Source organism: Miniphocaeibacter massiliensis (assembly GCF_900232905.1).
Lineage (GTDB): Bacteria > Bacillota > Clostridia > Tissierellales > Peptoniphilaceae > Miniphocaeibacter > Miniphocaeibacter massiliensis.
In genome coordinates, this window is record NZ_OCTQ01000005.1 from 99,865 (window position 1) to 115,610 (window position 15,746).

General features: G+C 29.9%; 14 protein-coding genes and 1 other annotated feature. Of the genes, 3 read left to right on the forward strand and 11 right to left on the reverse strand.

All coding sequences use genetic code 11. The annotated features are described in order from the left end of the window. Positions 1–179: 179 nt before the first annotated feature. From dltC to CS899_RS09325, 11 genes are all read right to left on the reverse strand, one after another. Positions 180–425: a D-alanine--poly(phosphoribitol) ligase subunit DltC gene (dltC, locus tag CS899_RS09275; protein ID WP_100065918.1), complete on the reverse strand. Its 246-nt coding sequence runs from the start codon at positions 423–425 to the stop codon at positions 180–182. Positions 426–449: 24 nt separating this feature from the next. Beyond that, a complete protein-coding gene (gene dltA / locus CS899_RS09280) occupies positions 450–1,955 on the reverse strand; it encodes a D-alanine--poly(phosphoribitol) ligase subunit DltA (protein ID WP_100065919.1) in 1,506 nt (501 codons plus the stop codon). A gap of 120 nt (positions 1,956–2,075) precedes the next feature. After that, positions 2,076–2,909, reverse strand: coding sequence for a hypothetical protein (locus CS899_RS09285; RefSeq protein WP_100065920.1), 834 nt, complete (start codon positions 2,907–2,909; stop codon positions 2,076–2,078). Then, positions 2,902–3,612, reverse strand: coding sequence for an ABC transporter ATP-binding protein (locus tag CS899_RS09290; RefSeq protein WP_100065970.1), 711 nt, complete (start codon positions 3,610–3,612; stop codon positions 2,902–2,904). The genes CS899_RS09285 and CS899_RS09290 overlap by 8 nt, the downstream gene beginning before the upstream one ends. Then, the gene (locus tag CS899_RS09295; protein WP_100065921.1) at positions 3,605–3,967 is read right to left on the reverse strand and encodes a GntR family transcriptional regulator; all 363 of its coding nucleotides are present in this window, start codon (positions 3,965–3,967) and stop codon (positions 3,605–3,607) included. Before CS899_RS09295 ends, CS899_RS09290 begins: the two co-directional genes overlap by 8 nt. A gap of 56 nt (positions 3,968–4,023) precedes the next feature. Continuing rightward, positions 4,024–5,409 (reverse strand): aminotransferase class I/II-fold pyridoxal phosphate-dependent enzyme, encoded by a 1,386-nt coding sequence (locus tag CS899_RS09300; RefSeq protein ID WP_100065922.1) that lies wholly within the window; start codon positions 5,407–5,409, stop codon positions 4,024–4,026. Next, positions 5,409–6,776 carry a thioether cross-link-forming SCIFF peptide maturase gene (scfB, locus tag CS899_RS09305; protein WP_100065923.1) on the reverse strand — a complete coding sequence of 456 codons (1,368 nt, stop codon included), beginning with the start codon at positions 6,774–6,776 and terminating at the stop codon, positions 5,409–5,411. The genes CS899_RS09300 and scfB overlap by 1 nt, the downstream gene beginning before the upstream one ends. A 67-nt stretch (positions 6,777–6,843) precedes the next feature. Next, positions 6,844–6,993: a six-cysteine ranthipeptide SCIFF gene (gene scfA, locus CS899_RS09310; protein WP_100065924.1), complete on the reverse strand. Its 150-nt coding sequence runs from the start codon at positions 6,991–6,993 to the stop codon at positions 6,844–6,846. A 67-nt stretch (positions 6,994–7,060) separates the two neighbouring features. After that, positions 7,061–7,945: a homoserine kinase gene (gene thrB / locus CS899_RS09315; RefSeq protein ID WP_100065925.1), complete on the reverse strand. Its 885-nt coding sequence runs from the start codon at positions 7,943–7,945 to the stop codon at positions 7,061–7,063. Then, positions 7,938–9,431 carry a threonine synthase gene (thrC, locus tag CS899_RS09320; protein WP_100065926.1) on the reverse strand — a complete coding sequence of 498 codons (1,494 nt, stop codon included), beginning with the start codon at positions 9,429–9,431 and terminating at the stop codon, positions 7,938–7,940. Before thrC ends, thrB begins: the two co-directional genes overlap by 8 nt. Before the next feature lie 96 nt (positions 9,432–9,527). Then, positions 9,528–11,264, reverse strand: a complete 1,737-nt coding sequence (locus tag CS899_RS09325; protein WP_164995907.1) for an ABC transporter substrate-binding protein — start codon at positions 11,262–11,264, stop codon at positions 9,528–9,530. Positions 11,265–11,411: 147 nt separating this feature from the next. On the opposite strand from CS899_RS09325, the gene CS899_RS09330 reads away from it, so the two are divergent. The 3 genes from CS899_RS09330 (at position 11,412) to CS899_RS09340 (ending at position 15,745) form a co-directional block, all read left to right on the forward strand. After that, positions 11,412–12,818, forward strand: coding sequence for an O-antigen polymerase (locus tag CS899_RS09330; RefSeq protein ID WP_100065928.1), 1,407 nt, complete (start codon positions 11,412–11,414; stop codon positions 12,816–12,818). After that, entirely contained in the window at positions 12,793–13,527 is a 735-nt protein-coding gene (gene yaaA / locus CS899_RS09335) for a peroxide stress protein YaaA (protein ID WP_100065929.1), read from the forward strand. The genes CS899_RS09330 and yaaA overlap by 26 nt, the downstream gene beginning before the upstream one ends. Before the next feature lie 63 nt (positions 13,528–13,590). Then, positions 13,591–13,793, forward strand: a binding site (T-box leader). A 704-nt stretch (positions 13,794–14,497) separates the two neighbouring features. After that, positions 14,498–15,745, forward strand: coding sequence for an argininosuccinate synthase (locus CS899_RS09340; RefSeq protein ID WP_100065930.1), 1,248 nt, complete (start codon positions 14,498–14,500; stop codon positions 15,743–15,745). The last annotated feature ends 1 nt before the right edge of the window (position 15,746 follow it).

Consider the following 15,746-nt stretch of genomic DNA (forward strand, 5'->3'; position numbering starts at 1 on the left):
AAGATAATTTTATAATGTAAATAACCGGTTTGAAGCAAATAATTTAAGAATAAAAAGTTAAAAATAAATTATAAAAAAGTAGGCAAATGTAAAATTCGCCTACTTTTTTATGTAGAATTACTCATGAAAATATAAATTTATAAAGTATATAGTTTGTATGTTAAACAAGTATTATATATTTAATTATTTTCATTGATATTATTTAAGTACTTTATAAAATTATTTATTGTAGCTATATCCTCTTTTTCAAAATCTGTTGGTTGTAGAGAAACTCCGAGTTTTTCTTCTATTTTTAAGATTATGTTTATTACAGCTAGGGAGTCTATTAGACCTGCGTCAAATAGGTCTAAGTCTAAGTCTTCTCTGATTTCGTCTGTATCTGTTATTTCTTCGTAAATATCTAATGCTATTTCTTTATAATCCATTTTATTTCCTCCAATATAATTGTTTTAGTTAAGTTCTTCCAATAGTCTATTTCTATCTATTTTCCCATTTGTATTTAGAGGGAATGATTCTTTTACTATTATTTTTTTCGGTACCATATAGGATTGTATTTTTTCTTTTAGTTTTTTCTTTATATCTATTGTTAATTTTAGTCCTTTTAGGTCTGTTTTATCGTTTAGTGTTACATATGATACAAGATGAGTTATTTTTCCATCTTCATATGCGGGTAATGTAATGCTATTGTCTATATATTCTATTTTATTTAGATTATTTGTTATATCGTCTAATTCTATTCTAAATCCATTTAGTTTTACTTGGAAGTCTTTTCTCTGTTTAAAGTAGTACGTGTCATTTATTTTGTAAACTATATCTCCAGTTCTATAAGCCATTTTACCATTTTCTGCTTTAAAAAAAACTTTATCACTTAGGTAGCTGTTTTTATAGTAGCCTTTACTAACGCTGTCTCCAACACATACTAATTCACCTAATTCTCTGTCTTTATCTATAAATTTAGAGCCTTTTTCAATGAAAAATTCTATTCCTTCTCCAGGTTTTCCAATAGGAAGGGAGTCTTTTGCATTTATCATTTCATCGTCTATATAACAGGCTGATATTCCGCAAGTTGCTTCTGTTGGACCATATCCATTTATTATATCGATATCTTTAAATCTTTTTTTCAATTCTTTAGAAAGTTTTTTTGTTAGTACTTCACCTATAAATATTAATTTTTTTAGGTTTGGAAGTAAGTCTGAATTAAAGCTATTATCATAACAACATAATTCTATCATAGAAGGTGTCGATATCCATATATTTAAGTCAGCTTCTTTAACTTCTTTAAAAAGCTGTAATAAGTTTGAACTTGTAGCTTTGTCTATTGCAACAAGCTTTGCTCCTAATGGGAGATATACATATAATGCTATTACTGAAAGGTCAAAGGAGTAAGGTGCTTGGTCTAGGACTGAGTAGTTTCCACTTTCTAGTATGCAGTATTCTTTAAACCAATGTGTAAATGTTTCGATATTTTTCTTTGTTATAGGAACGCCTTTTGGCTCTCCAGTGCTACCAGATGTAAAGATTATATATGCTGTGTCTTCTTCTCCAACCCAGCTTGTAGAATCAATAGGAGTTGAATTTTCTGCTTTTATTATGTCTTTTAATTCTATTAATTTTAGTTCTTTAAATTCTCCGGTTATTTCTTCTTCTGAAAGGTTTATTACTAAGTCAGACTGAAGTACTTGTATTATTTTTTTTACTCTATGGATAGGGAAAGATATATTCATAGGGGAGTATGATCTTCCTGCTTTTAAGGAAGCTATCATACTAATGAGAAATTCTATTTCTTTATCTCCATATATCATTACTGTAGATTTTTCTTTGGTATTTTTAATAATGTAGTTTGCTAGTATATCTGATTTATCCCAAAGTTCTTTAAAGGTTAGTTTGTCAGTGCTATTTGTAATAGCCAAATTTTTACTATCTTTTAATTTATATAGTTCATCTAATGTCCACATCAAATATCTCCTTAAATTTGTATATTGTTTTTAAAAATTATATCATACAAGTAGTAGAGAAATAGATACAAAAAAGATACAAAATAAGAACTTCAACCTTTTGGCTGAAGCTCATGTTTGTTATATGTCTACTTTTTTCTCTAACATGTATGCTGTAAATACATACATTCCAATACATACTACAAAATATATTACTAGAGTAGCTATATTATAATTCATAGCACCAGGATACACAGAGCTAGTAGCTCCATATAAATAGTCTAAGGTATTATAGTATGGAATTTTTTCAATTCCTACTTTATCTCCAAGTGTAAGATAATATGGTGCTAACTTTTCTAATAATGTATTTATAATACTCCAAAATATGTTAAATCCAACATAGAACAAGAACCATATATATCCTTTTTTGCTGTTTTTAAAGTAAGCTTTTACAAATGTTATACAAGTGTATAGTAGTATAATTCCTTGAATAAAACTTAAAACAATTAGCAATCCATAAATAATTAAGCTAGGAACATAATTCATATTAAGGTTATTTAGAATCTCTGTAATTATTTCTGGGAATATTATTAAATATACTACAATATTTACAACTATAGTAACAGTTGCCATAATAAAACTCCAAAACATTAAAAGTAACATTTTAGCATTTAAGAATGTCCATCCAGATACTGGTAAGCTAAATTTTAAGTATGCGCTATCGGAATAAAGGTCTTTTCTGTAAGATGTTATCATCATAAAGATAAAACCGACATATGCTGCTATAAATAATGTAAAGGCAGCTAAAAACATAATCCCTGCAATGGTATTATTTACAAATTTGTTAGCTTGAGCAGCCTTGTTTATACTTCCTAATGTAAAAGCTAATATCAATGAGGCTAGTACATTTCCTACTATTGTATAAATAAAGTATTTGGAACTTTCTTTAATTTCGTATCTTAACAGCTTAAGCATAGTAAACACCTCCAAATACTTCTCTGTAGGCTTCGTCTATGGAACCGCCTGTTTCTATTCTTATATTTTCTGTACTGTCGTATTTTATTATTTTCCCATTGCTTATAAATGCAACATCATCAAATATATTTTCTATATCTCTAACTAAATGTGTACAGATTAACATAGTACTTCCTGGTTCTATGTTTTCTATTATGACATTTAGTATTTCATCTCTAGCTATTGGATCTACTCCTGCTATTGGTTCGTCTAATATATATACTTTTGCTTTTCTAGAAAGTATTAGTGCAAGGTTTAGTTTTTCTTTCATTCCTTTAGATAGTGATGATATTTTACTTTCTTCGTTTATATTTAATTTATTTAATATTCTATGGCATTTTTCTTGGTCAAAATCTTCAAAAAAGTCTTTAAAAAATGATATACCATCTTTAACTTTTGGCTGGTTTAACAAGAAATTTCTATCTGGTAAGTAAGAAACGTAAGCTTTTGTTATTTCGTTAGGTTCTTTTCCGTCTACTAATACTTTTCCAGAGTATGATTTCATTAGTCCTGCTATTATTTTTATTAATGTAGTTTTACCTGAACCGTTAGGGCCTAGTAGTCCAACTACTTTGCCACTTTCTATATCTAAGTTTAAATTGTCTAAAGCGGTATTTTTTCCATAGAGTTTAGTTAGATTAGAAATATTTATTAAATTACTCATTTTCAATCCATCCTTCCTCAATTAATTTTATACTTTGGGCTTTGTCTAAGCCAAGCTTTTGTATTTCTATAAAAAAGTTATTGAAAATTTCTTTGGCTTTTTCTTCTCGTAGCTGTTCAACTATTTCTTCGTTGTCAGTTACAAAATTTCCAAGACCTCGTTTTGCATATATAATATTTTCGCGTTCAAGTTCAACATAGCTTCTTTGCACAGTATTAGGATTAACTTTTAAAGTTGCTGCTATATCTCTAACGGAAGGAACTTTTCCGTTTGGTTTTAGCTGTCCTCTTATTATTTGATATTTTATATAATCCATTATTTGCACATATATTGGCTGAAAATCGTTGAATTTCATATTGATTTCTCCTCTCTGTCATGTGTACTATCTTAATAATACGTTATTAAACATTATTAGTCAATAGCAACATATAGGAAATTAATATTTTTATTAAAGTCTGTGTATATGTTAATACCAGATTCTAACAAAGTATTTATATATGTGATGTCTTTTTGGCTGATTTTGTCTCCAGATTTCAGATATACAGAGCCTGGGGGGTAAATTATTATATTTTCTTTTAGTGTTTTACCACTTGAATTAGCTAGTTCTATTAGTTCTCCATCTAAAGGAGTTATATTAGAGCTAGTATTTTCACTTTTCTTTATGATATTAATATTATTAGGTTCAAATTCATTTAATATTTTTGCTAAGTATTTAAAATCTTCTTTTGTGTCTTCTGTTGAAGTTATTAGCACTAATATATTTTTACTTATCATTTCAATGTAGATATTATTTTTTTCTAAATAATTTTGAACATTTATAGCTGGTACTTTTGTTTCTAGTATTATTCTACTGTAATCTTTAGTATATTTTGTAGGGTAAATGGGAACTTTCAACCAATTTAGGTTTTCTATTTCACTATAAAAATATTCTATATTTTCTTTAAGTGCTTTTAATTTTTCTTCTCCAAATTCTTCCATGTATGCTCTGGCTATATCTATTGAAGACATTAAAAGATATGAGGGAGAAGAGGTTTGTAATTTTTCTACTGTATTTAATATTTTAGCACATTCGTAGTCTGTAAGATTTTCGTTTAAATTTAACACGGAGCTTTGAGTAAATGCAGGCATGGTTTTATGAAACGAATTTACTGAAATATGTGCTCCTAGTTCCATAGCTGATTTTGGAAGTTTACTACTGTATGAAAAATGTGAACCGTGAGCTTCGTCTATAAGTAAGTAGATGTTATTTTTTGTGCAGTATTTAGAAAGATTATCTATATCATTACAAAGTCCATAATAGTTTGGTCTTGAAAATACTACCATTTTGATGCCCTGATTTTTCTCAAGTGCTTTTAAGATTGTATTTTCGTTTATTGGATATACTAGTCCTGAACCTGCTATTTCATTTTCTATTATTATTGGATTTAGTTTATTTAATTCTACTGCATTATAGACTGACTTATGGCAGTCTTTTGCCATTAGTATAGAGTCGCCATTGTTAGTTAATGCTATTATGCTAGCTAATATTCCAACGGTTGTACCGTTTGTAAGGTAAAAACTATTTTTTGATTTTCTATCTTTTGTAAGTAGTTTTAGTCCTTCTTTTAATATTCCTGTTGCGTTGTAAAGGTCGTCTGTTCCATTTATTTCTGTGAAGTCTAAAGCGAGTAGATTTTCTACTAGGGGTTTGTAGATTTCTAATAATTTTCCTTTATGACCTGGCATATGAAATCTATATTTTGCTTGTTTTTGTTTAAATAAAAGACCCTGCAAAACAGGGGCTTGTAATTTTTTCATTAGATTGTTTCTCCGTCCATCATTTTAGCAACTTCTACCATTACGCCACATTCAGTTCTTTTCTTTTGCATTTCACAACCTACTTCATAAGGTTCCATAATGTTTCCGTTGAAGTTGTAGGCATTTGCATGACAACCTCCTGAACAGTAAAATTTGTTCCAACAGTCTTTGCAAGCTTCTTTTGAAAATACATGGCAGTTTAAAAATTCATTTTGCATTTCTTTTGGAAGAATTACTTCTTCGTCTAATATATTTGCCATTTTGAATTTTTCATTTCCAACAAATTGATGGCATGGATAAATATCTCCTTCTGGTGTTACTGCGACATATTCACAACCAGCTCCACAGCCAGACATTCTTTTTATAATGCAAGGACCTTGTGTTAAATCTACTATAAAGTGGAAGAATTTAAAAGGATCTCCTTTTACTTGGTCTTTTGCATATTCTATTGCAAGTTTTTCATATTCTTCTAATATTACTGGTAAATCTTCTTCTTTTATAGCGTATTCATTATAGTCAGCGTCTACTACTGGTTCAACTGAAGCAAGGTTAAAACCTAAATCTTTAAATAGTTTAACGTCTTTTGAAAAGTCTAGGTTCTTTCTTGTAAAGGTTCCTCTTACATAGTAGTATTTGTTCTTTCTTCCTTCTATTATTTTTTGGAATTTTGGAACTATTATGTCATAGCTACCTTTGTCGTTTATTGTAGGACGCATATCGTCGTGTATATCTTTTCTTCCGTCTAAGCTAAGTACGACATTATGCATATGTTCATTTATATAAGCTATTTTATCGTCGTCTAAAAGTAGACCGTTAGTTGTTATTGTAAATCTGAAGTATTTGTTGTTTTCAGCAGCTATTTTATTTCCGTACTCTACTAGTTTTTTTACTAGTTCAAAGTCCATTAATGGTTCGCCACCAAAGAAATCTACTTCTAAAGCTTTCCTACTTCCTGAGTTTGCAACTAGGTAGTCAAGAGCTTTTTTTCCTACATCAAGGCTCATATAAGCTTTGTGTCCACCAAAGTCTCCTTGAGAAGCAAAACAGTATTTACATTTTAAGTTACAGTCGTGAACAACGTGTAAACACATTGCTTTTAAAACTGGTTCTCTTTTTTCAAAGCTTTCTATATTTAAGTAGTCGTCAGATGTGAAAAGAAGTCCTTCTTTTTCCATTTCTTCTAATTCATCATAAGCTTCGGACACTTTTTCTTCTGGATATTTACTTAGTATATTTATAATTTCTTGTTTTTCTTTATCTTTGTAGTGGTCTAATATTTCATAGCTAATATCGTCTACTACGTGAACGGCCCCACCATTAATGTCCATAACGATGTTATATCCATTCATTTTAAATTTGTGAATCATAATTTCTCCTTAATTTTTATCAGCAAAAAAGGGAATGATAGAATCAATCCCTTTATGTAGATACTATTTATCTGTTTTCGTTTTCACACTCTTGGTTACCAACAGTACAAGAAGTTTTGCATGCTGATTGACAAGATGTTTGGCATTCGCCACAACCACCGTTACAAGCTGATTCTTTTAAAGAATTGCCTGTTAAAGTTTTTATGTGTTTTTTCATGTTTAGGTACCTCCATAAAAATATATCTTATTATATCACAAAAGTATGTTAGTAAATAGGCTTTGTGCTAAATTACTTCTATTATTGTTCCGTCGTTGTCTATTTCTAAATCTACAATTGTCCATTTATCTTTTAATGTATCTAGGTAGAGTCTTATTTTGTCGTTAAATTCTTTGTCATTTTCGTCTCTAAATACCATTATTGTAGGACCAGCTCCACTTAGGAAAGACGCGTAAGCACCTAGTTCATATGCTTTATTTACTATTTCGTGAAAATTATTTACAAGTGGTGCTCGATAGTCTTGGTGTAATTTATCTTTGAAAAATAATTTTAAGTCTTTAAAGTTTGAGTTTTCAAGTGCATTTAGCATTAAAAGGCAATGAGATAAATTAAAGACTGCATCTTGCATTGTTACTTCTTTTGGAAGAACTTCTCTTGCGATTTTTGTTTCAAGGGTAAAGTCTGGTATTAGTGCAGTACATTTCATTCCTTTTGGAACGTTCATCTTTTTATAGTATACTTCTCCATTTTCTTTTAAGGACATTGAAAGTCCACCGTAAAATTGACTTGTTATATTATCGCAGTGTCCTTCTATTTCAATTGCTTTTTTGTATATATCGTAATTTGTCATTTTGTTTCCAAGATAGTAGTTTGCTGCTATTACTCCAGCAAGTATGCAAGTTGCTGAAGAACCAAGACCTCTTGAAAGTGGTATGTCACTTCCAACATTTATTTTTAATGGGGAAGGAGTTTTTCCGAATTCTTCAAATACTTGTTTCATTGTCTTGTAAACTAGGTTGTTTTCGTTGTTGTATTCTTCAAAGTCACTGATTATTTCTAATTTGTCGTTTTTTTCAAATGTAAATATATTGTAAAGCTTAAAGGACAAGGCTAGCACGTCAAAGCCTGGTCCTAGATTTGCACTTGATGCAGGTACTGAAATTTTAAGCATTACTGTTTACTCCTAAAAATTTTTCTAAATTGTTTAATATATCTTCTTTTTTGCTGTATTTGTCAAATCTTATTTCTTTTCCTTTTAATGAACTTAAGTTAACTGGAATTTCTGTATTTGTTAAGCTACTTAATTTTTCCATTACTTCAAAGTCGTCTAAATCGTCATGGTTTAATTCTAGTGCGTCCAAGATATCTGATGCAAATTTATAAGGTGATGCTGTAGAAGCTATTACCGTTTTTGTTCTGTCGTTTGTCTTTTTCAGATATTTGTCATAAACCACGCTAGCAACTGCTGTATGTGTGTCAATTAGATACTTTTCAGATAGTAGTGTATTTAATATTTTATTTTTTACTTCTTTTTCTGTTGCGTAGTAAGCATCAATAAAGTTCATGTTATCTTTTATTGTTTCTGTTGCGTTGTAAATTCCTTTTGTATTTAAGTCGTCCATAAGTGAAGCTACTACACTTGAGTCGTTTCCTGACATATGGTATATGAATCTTTCTAGGTTTGAAGAAACTAGTATATCCATTGAAGGTGAGCTTGTTAGAACAAGTTCTCTATTTTTATCGTAAATACCAGTGTTTATAAAATCTGTAAGTACGTTGTTTTCGTTTGATGCACAGATTAGTTTATTTACTGGTAAGCCCATTTCTTTTGCATAGTACGCTGCTAGGATATTTCCAAAGTTTCCTGTTGGAACTACTATATTTATTTTTTCTCCATTTTTTAACTCGCCATACCTTAACATATTCACATATGCACTAAAATAGTAAACTATTTGTGGTATTAAACGTCCTATATTTATTGAGTTTGCAGAGGACAATTGTATTTTTTTATCGTTTATTGCTTCATTGAAGCCTTTATTTGCAAAAATATCTTTTACAGCTTTTTGACAGTCGTCAAAGTTTCCTTTTACTCCTAAGACAAATACATTTTCTCCAACTTGAGTTTGCATTTGAAGTTTTTGTATTGCACTTACTCCATCTTCTGGGTAGAAAACCGCTATTTTTATATTTTCTACATCGTGGAAACCTTCTAGTGCTGCTTTTCCTGTGTCCCCACTTGTAGCTGTAATTATTAATATTTCTTTGTAATTTTCAGATGTTTTTAATGATGTATCTATAAAGAAAGGTAATATACTTAAAGCCATATCTTTAAAAGCTGAAGTTCTTCCGTGGAATAATTCTAAAAAATATCTGTCTGATACTTTTCTTATTGGAGCGATGTAAGGATTTGAAAAATTATCGTCATTGTATGCACTATTTATACAGTTTGAAAGTTCTTCAGGTTCAAAGTCTGTCATAAACTTTCCACATATGTAATATGCTAAATCTCTATATTTCATCTCCATCATATTTTCTACATTGCCAGCTCTAGGTATTTCTTCTGGAACAAATAGTCCACCTTCGTCAGAGATACCTTTTAATAAAGCTTCTTTTGCATTTATAGACACTGAGGAGTCCCTAGTACTTTTAAATTTCATATTGCCCTCCTAAAAAATAGTTATATTTTCAATATTATATCATTATGCGTTAATAAGTTAAAGAAAAACAAGGGTAATACCCTTGTTTCTTTATTTTTACTTTGATTTTATGTTTGCATTGTCATGTTGAGGTTGACGTTTTATTTCGCTTTTAGCCACATTGTATTTTTCTAAATCTTTTTCAGAGTAAGAGAATTCTTTGATGGATAGTAAATTTAAATGATTGAAAAACGAAGTGCTATTTGCTGTTGCTTTGTCTATATTTTGTACTCTTTCGTCTATTGCAACGATATTGTCTACATAGAACATAGGAAAAATTGGCTTATCTTCCATAATTATATCTTGTATTTCAGAGTAGGTTTTTATTCTTGAAAAAGTATCTTTAGTATTGTCAGCTTTACTCCAAAGAGAGTCTAGCTTTTCGTTTGAATACCCTGCGTAATTAAGTGGGGCATTTGTTGAAAAAAGATTCTTATAGTATTGAGGATTTTTCTCTGAATCGTAACTGTACAAACAAAAATCTATTTTGTCTTGTTTAGGATCTTCTAGTAGTTTGTAGTATTCATCTTTGTATAAGGGTACTAATTCTATATTTAATCCGTTAATAACAAATAGTTCTTGTATATATATTGCTACTTTTTCTTGCATTTCTCCAGCATCTAGTATGAAACCGTACCTAAGTGCAAAGTCTTTATCTTCTTCTTGCAATTTTTTCAAGTACTCGATAGAGTTTTCTGCAGAATCTGATTTTGTACTAGAATTGTTAACTCTGTATATATTATTTTGACTAAACACGGAGTTTGCTATAGACGTGTTAGTGTCATCGCCAAAGTTACCTAGTAAAGAGTAGTAATTAATAGTGTTAGAAACTGCTGTTCTTATTTCTTTATTTCCACCGTTTTTGGTGTTTAGCTTAAACATTAGGGAATAAACTTTTCCGTCCTTTAAGTATTTTGTGTTGTAAAGTTCTCTTCCTACTGAAGGAGTGTCAGTTCCAAGTATATAACCTCCTTGAATATTGTAGTCTAAAAGGTCAAATCTAGTTGTGGTTTGGTGAGCGATTATTCTGTATTTCAAATTGCTTATTTTTCCAACATCACCGTAAAATTCTTCGTTTTTAACAAAGTTTACGTCATCTGTATTAAAATACTCGTCAACAGAAGTGTCTTTAAATTTGTAGGAAGAGTTTCCAACTAAGTATTTTTTGTCTTTAGCTGTAAAACTTTTAGGTACATCTTCTTTAAAAATATGTTCTGGGACTACTAAAAGGTCTTCTAAATTGTATATAAAAGAATCTGATATTCTAGGTAGTTTTATATTTAATGTATTGCCATCAACTTTTTCAACTGTTACAGGACTTCCATCGACAATAAAAGCATCTAAGTATCTAGTGTCTTTATTGGAATTGATATAATTTATTGTGTAAATTACATCGTCTACTGTTAAAGGAGTTCCATCGTGCCAAGTTATACCGTTTTTTAAAGAAAGGGTATATATTAAACCGTCTTCTGAAATTACTAAATTATCTAAAAGTTCGTAGTCTAAAGTCCTTTTGTAATTTGCTTCTTCTATTCTTAAAAGAGGCTGATATAGCGTATTAACTATTGTCTTAGAAGAATTGTCCTTGTAATAAAAAGGGTTTAAATTTTCAGGTTCTCCAACCATTCCAAATATTAATTTGTCGTCTAGCTTTTCTTGATAACTCGCTCTTTTTATAAATTCGTTTCTTTCTTTGTCAAAAGCTGTTTCGGTTTTATTTGTATCTGAATTGTTTCCGCAAGCAGTTAACAATAAACAGAGTATTGTAAGAATTATTATTTTAAATTTTCGCATTTTTTCCTCCATAGAATTATATTATCACAAAAATACTTGGCAAGTGCAAGAGAGATATTGTGTTAAATACCCAAAACTAAGGTTTGACAATTATATAAATGTATATAATTATGATATAATTATAAAGTTATAACACGGGAGGTATTTATGGCATTAAAAGAGTATTATATTATATTTTTTGCGGTAGTTACTATAATAGCTTCTTACAAGCTTTACAAAAAGGCAGCAGGAAGTTTAAGTATAAATAAGTTAGGTCCTATTTCTATGAGTTTCTATGTACTTTTGTTTTTATCATATATAGGAACGACACTTATAGTTTTAGGAAAAGCAGACCATTCAATGTATAGATATTTAAGACACCAAGATTTAAAGATAGATGTTTTTTTTGTGTTATCTATGCTTATGATAATTTTTCCTCTTGTTATTTTAGGGCTAAATAAGTTGTTTAAGTATAATCCTATGGAGTACCAAGAGTATAGGGAAAGAAAAGTAACTCTTGAATACAAGGGCAATGTTGAGTTTATTACTATGGTAATAGCTTCAGTAGTGTGTATTGTATCTGTTATTTATGTATTTGCTAAAATAGGAATACAAGACAACCCATTTTTAAATATTATTAAAGGAGTGGGGGAAAAGGAATTAGGAGTACTTAGAATTAACATTGCTAATGAGTTCACAGGTATTTCAGGGTATATTAAAAATATTTTTGCCCTTGCATTAACTCCGTTTATGTCTTATGTAGCTTATATATATTCTAGAAGAACTAAAGATAATAAGTGGATAATACTTTTTGTAATACTGTTTATATTTTCAAATATAATGGTGTTTTACAATTTACAAAAAGCTCCGTTAATAATTTATTGGGGTAATTTTGTAGTTTTATCTATTTTGTATGGTGATAAAGTAAAAATTAAATATGTTGTTATTTTAGGCGTTGTGAGTTTTGTGGTTTTAAACTTGATGTATATTTTTATAGCTGGTAAAAGACTTGACCAGATACTTACAATAGACAATCCAATATTTAACAGAACATTTATAACGACTCCAATAGGTTTCTTTTTGCATATGGAGGTGTTTACTTACAGAATGTTACCTCTTGCAGGAGCTAGTATGCCAGGGCTTATAGGCAGTAAAATATTTGGAGCTAGTGAAGTTTTAAGGTCTTCCTCTGTTATTATGGAATCTGTAAACTTTGAAGGTGTTAGAAGTGGGGTTGCTGGGGTTTACAACGGCTTATTTCTAGGAGAAGCTTATGCTAATTTTGGAAATTTAGGAATGTTTATTTCTATGATTCACGTACCAATTGTATTCTTTGTATTTAATTATATTTTTACAAAAATTAAAAAGACTCCTATTTATTTAGCGTTATTTTCATATTTAACTGTTAATTTAGTTTGGACTTTACACGGTGGTTATGCCGATTATGTATTTAACACTATGTGGATAATTGCTATAGTTGTAGCTGTAGCTATGTCTTTATTTAACAAGATATTAAACAATATATTGAACAAAAAGGATATTAATAAAAATGAAAATATTAATAACTCCATCTAAAGAAATTAAGAAAAGAGATTCGTTTAAATTAAATGAGTCTCTTATTTTTGAACAGGAGTATAAAACGATAAAAGAAAACTTACAAGGATATAGTGTAAGTGATTTGGTTTCTCTGTACAAAGTAAAAGAAAATATTGCAGAAGAAAATTACTCAAACTGGCAAAATATGGATAAAAACGAAAAGTTTGCTGCTATAAATTTGTTTAATGGTCTTATGTATAGAAGTATAGGGGCAGAAGATTTTAACGAAGAAGAAAAAGATTATTTAGAAAATAGCCTTAGAATAATTTCACCACTTCATGGAGTAATTAGACCGTTTGATAAGATTTCTGAACATAGGCTCGACTTTAGCAAGAACTTTAAGTTGGATAATGACATAAAACTAGTGGATTTTTGGAAAGAAAAAATATCTAGTTATCTGTTAGAAGAAGACGATTTTTTTGTAAATCTTTTATCGGATGAATTTATAAAGGTTCTAAATAAAGATGTTTTAGAAAAGTCTATTTTTATTAAATTTAAAGAGTTAAAGAACGGTAAAGAAAAGACTCATTCTACTATTTCTAAAAAGGCAAGAGGAGCTTTTATAAAATATATGTCTAACAATAAAATTAGTAAGATAGATGAGTTAAAGAATTTTAATTATGATGGATATGATTTTTCAAAGGAAAATTCAACAGAAAAGGAACTAACTTTTTTGAAAAAAGTATAAAATAATATTTTATTCTAATAAAGTATTGACTTTTATGTGAATACTTATTAAAATAGCTTTAATCGAAAATCTAAGACGTGAAAGTAATATTTTTGGAATTTCAGCGAGTTGGAGTAGAGTGTGAGTTCAACAAGGAAGAAAATATGAAATAGGATCACTGAGATGGTAGTGTGAATAGTTAGCACTATCCGTTAAGTTTACGTTAAAACTAGAGTGGATGTTAAACATCAACAGGAGTGGTACCGCGGATATTGTTCGTCTCTTTCTATAATTTATTATTGTAGAAAGAGGCGTTTTTTTATGACCTAACAGAAATCTTTGATTTCGTAGTAGGTCAAACGCAAAGCTTTACCAAGAGCAAAGCGATTGGGATAAAGTGACTGCGTCTTAATGTAAGTTGTTACAAGGAGCAACAGATTAATATTGAAAGGTCAGCAGACTGTTAAAGTCAAATTTAAATTTGGGAAATAGGTTGCATCAGTTCTACAAGTAAAGTCAGAGAGTTTAATAAAACTAGAAAACGCAAAGCTTTACCAAGAGCAAAGCGATTAGGATAAAGCGACTGCGTCTTAAGGTAAGTTGTTACAAGGAGTAACAGATTAATAGTAAAAGGTCAGCAGACTGTTAAAGACAAATTAAAATTTGGGAAACAGGTAGCATAAGTTCTATAAGTAAAATCAGAGATTTTAATAGAACTAGAAAACGCAAAGCTTAACCAAGAGCAAAGCGATTGGAATAAAGCGACTGCGTCTTAAGGTAAGCAGCTAAATGTTAGGGCTTGTAGATGATTACCTAGCAGAAACTTTTGGCTTTAAGTAGGCGAAGTGCAAAGCTTTCCAAAATTATGGGGGTTGTAATTAACAAGACTTTCAATTTAAATTGATAAACATTGTTGTATTACGAAGGTATTGGAGTAAATGAACACTTAAGATAACATGTAAAAGTTGAAAATAATTAGGAGGTTTTATAAATGGCAAAAATTAATAAAGAGGATATTAAAAAGGTAGTACTGGCTTATTCTGGAGGACTAGACACTTCTATAATCATTTCTTGGTTAAAGGAAAATTATGGTTGTGAAGTTATTGCAGTTGTAGGTAATGTAGGTCAAGATGATGAACTAGAGGGTTTAGAGGACAAAGCTATTGCATCAGGTGCTTCTAAAATTTACATAGAAGACTTAGTTGACGAATTCGTTGAAGATTTTGTTTTTGAAACTTTAAAAGCTGGTGCTAAATATGAGGGAAGATATTTACTAGGTACTGCATTTGCAAGACCTGTTATTGCTAAAAGACTTGTTGAAATAGCTAAAGAAGAAAATGCAGATGCCATTGTTCACGGTTGTACTGGTAAGGGTAATGACCAAGTTCGTTTTGAACTTACTGTTAAGGCTTTTGACCCTGACATGCCTGTTATTGCACCTTGGAGAACTTGGGAAATTAAGTCTAGAGAAGATGAAATTGAGTATGCTAAGAAAAGAAACATTCCTCTTCCAGCAGAGCAAGAAAAACTATATTCAGAAGATAGAAATATTTGGCATATTTCTCATGAAGGTTTAGAGCTAGAATATCCTGATACTGAACCAGATTATAGCAGAGTTTTAAAATTATCTGTTTCACCAGAAGAAGCTCCAGACAAACCAACTTATGTTACTATAAGATTTGACAAAGGTGTACCTGTTGCTGTTGACGGCGAGTATATGAAAGGTGCAGACATTATTTCATATCTTAACAAAATTGGTGGAGAAAACGGAATAGGTATTGACGATATTATAGAAAACAGACTTGTAGGTATGAAAGTTAGAGGAGTTTATGAAAACGCAGGTGGTAGAATTTTATACACTGCCCATGAAATATTAGAGTCTTTAACTTTAGACAGAGATACCATGCACTACAAAGACAAGGTAGCTGTTGAGTTTGCAGATTTGGTTTACAATGGTTTATGGTTTACTACTTTAAGAGAATCTCTTTCAGCTTTTGTTAATAAAACTCAAGAAACTGTTAGTGGTGATGTTAAGTTGAAATTATATAAAGGTAATGTTGTAAATGCTGGAGTTACTTCTCCATATACTTTATATGACGAAGAATACGCTACTTTTGGAGAAGACGGAGTTTATGACCAAACTGATAGTCAAGGTTTTGTAAATTTATATTCTCTACCTATAAAAGTACAAGCTATGATGAAGAAAAAAGTTAAAGCAAGTAAAGAACAAGGAAAATAAT

Bases quoted from the DNA above. Each gene is read 5' to 3' on its own strand.
- dltC (WP_100065918.1), bottom strand. From the start codon at position 425: ATGGATTATAAAGAAATAGCATTAGATATTTACGAAGAAATAACAGAT.
- CS899_RS09340 (WP_100065930.1), top strand. From the start codon at position 14,498: ATGGCAAAAATTAATAAAGAGGATATTAAAAAGGTAGTACTGGCTTAT.
- CS899_RS09325 (WP_164995907.1), bottom strand. From the start codon at position 11,264: ATGCGAAAATTTAAAATAATAATTCTTACAATACTCTGTTTATTGTTA.
- scfA (WP_100065924.1), bottom strand. From the start codon at position 6,993: ATGAAAAAACACATAAAAACTTTAACAGGCAATTCTTTAAAAGAATCA.
- thrB (WP_100065925.1), bottom strand. From the start codon at position 7,945: ATGCTTAAAATTTCAGTACCTGCATCAAGTGCAAATCTAGGACCAGGC.
- scfB (WP_100065923.1), bottom strand. From the start codon at position 6,776: ATGATTCACAAATTTAAAATGAATGGATATAACATCGTTATGGACATT.
- thrC (WP_100065926.1), bottom strand. From the start codon at position 9,431: ATGAAATTTAAAAGTACTAGGGACTCCTCAGTGTCTATAAATGCAAAA.
- CS899_RS09300 (WP_100065922.1), bottom strand. From the start codon at position 5,409: ATGAAAAAATTACAAGCCCCTGTTTTGCAGGGTCTTTTATTTAAACAA.
- CS899_RS09290 (WP_100065970.1), bottom strand. From the start codon at position 3,612: ATGAGTAATTTAATAAATATTTCTAATCTAACTAAACTCTATGGAAAA.
- CS899_RS09295 (WP_100065921.1), bottom strand. From the start codon at position 3,967: ATGAAATTCAACGATTTTCAGCCAATATATGTGCAAATAATGGATTAT.
- CS899_RS09285 (WP_100065920.1), bottom strand. From the start codon at position 2,909: ATGCTTAAGCTGTTAAGATACGAAATTAAAGAAAGTTCCAAATACTTT.
- yaaA (WP_100065929.1), top strand. From the start codon at position 12,793: ATGAAAATATTAATAACTCCATCTAAAGAAATTAAGAAAAGAGATTCG.
- dltA (WP_100065919.1), bottom strand. From the start codon at position 1,955: ATGTGGACATTAGATGAACTATATAAATTAAAAGATAGTAAAAATTTG.
- CS899_RS09330 (WP_100065928.1), top strand. From the start codon at position 11,412: ATGGCATTAAAAGAGTATTATATTATATTTTTTGCGGTAGTTACTATA.